Origin of the sequence: Pseudoroseomonas cervicalis ATCC 49957 (assembly GCF_000164635.1) — a bacterium.
Taxonomy (GTDB): domain Bacteria; phylum Pseudomonadota; class Alphaproteobacteria; order Acetobacterales; family Acetobacteraceae; genus Pseudoroseomonas; species Pseudoroseomonas cervicalis.
This window is the reverse complement of the sequence record NZ_GG771045.1, coordinates 1-1,077: the sequence shown is the minus strand read 5'-3', so window position 1 is coordinate 1,077 and position 1,077 is coordinate 1. Positions and strand designations below refer to the sequence as shown.

At 73.9% G+C, this 1,077-nt stretch carries 1 protein-coding gene; it reads left to right on the top strand.

The annotated features are described in order from the left end of the window. A partial coding sequence (locus tag HMPREF0731_RS21600; RefSeq protein ID WP_007006375.1) for an E22 family MetX-like putative esterase occupies nt 1–1,077 on the top strand: 1,077 nt, incomplete at both ends.

Sequence of the window (1,077 nt, the reverse complement as noted above, 5' to 3'; positions counted from 1 at the left end):
CCGGCCCGCGCCCAGGGCGCCACCGCCACCGCCCGCCCCGCCGCCCCGGCGGCCGAGCTGCTGGTGGAGCGGCGGGAATTCGGCCTCACCGGCTACACCACCCGCGGCGGCGCCACCCTGCCCAGCCTGCGCATCGGCTACCAGACCGCCGGCACGCTGAACGCGGCCGGCGACAACGCCATCCTGATCACGCATTTCTTCAGCGCCAATGGCCATGCCTTCGGGCGGCTCGGCGCCGGCGGGCCGGTCGGCTGGTGGGACGCGCTGATCGGCCCGGGCAAGCCGATCGACACCGACCGCTTCTTCGTCGTCGCCTCGGACAGCCTGGTCAATCTGAACGCGCCGGACCGGCACACCATCACCACCGGCCCGGCCTCGCTGAACCCGGCCACCGGCCGGCCCTATGGCATGAGCTTCCCCGCCGTCTCGATTCGCGATTTCGTCGAGGTGCAGAAGCGCCTGCTGGACAGCCTGGGCGTGAAGCGGCTGGCGCTGGTGGCCGGGCCCAGCATGGGCGCGCTGCAGGCCATCGAATGGGCCGCCGCCTATCCGGAGCTGGTCGAGCGGGTGATGCCGGTGATCGGCACCGGCGAGATCGACGCCTGGATGCTGGGCTGGCTGGAGGCCTGGGCGGCGCCGATCCGCATGGACCCGGCCTGGCGCAATGGCGACTACTACGGCCAGGGGCGCGACGCCCCGCTGCGCGGCCTGGCCGAGGCGCTGAAGCTCGTCACCCTGCATTCGCGCGACCGCGGCTGGGCCACCCAGCAATTCGGCCGCCGCCCGGCCGAGGGGCAGGACCCGGCGCGCCGCATCCAGGACCGCTTCGCCCTCGACCAGTGGCTGGACCAGGCGGCGATGGCGCGTGCCCGCCAGTCGGACGCCAATTCCTTCCTCTATCTGGTGCGCGCCAACCAGCTCTTCCTGAACGAATACGACTCGACCGACGCCGCCCTGGCGCGCAGCCAAGCGCGCTGGCTGGTGGTGCCGGCGCGCGGCGACCGCGTCTTCCCGATCGAGTACAGCGAGGAGCTGGCGGCGGCGCTGCGCCGCGCCGGGCGGCCGGTGGCGGTGGCG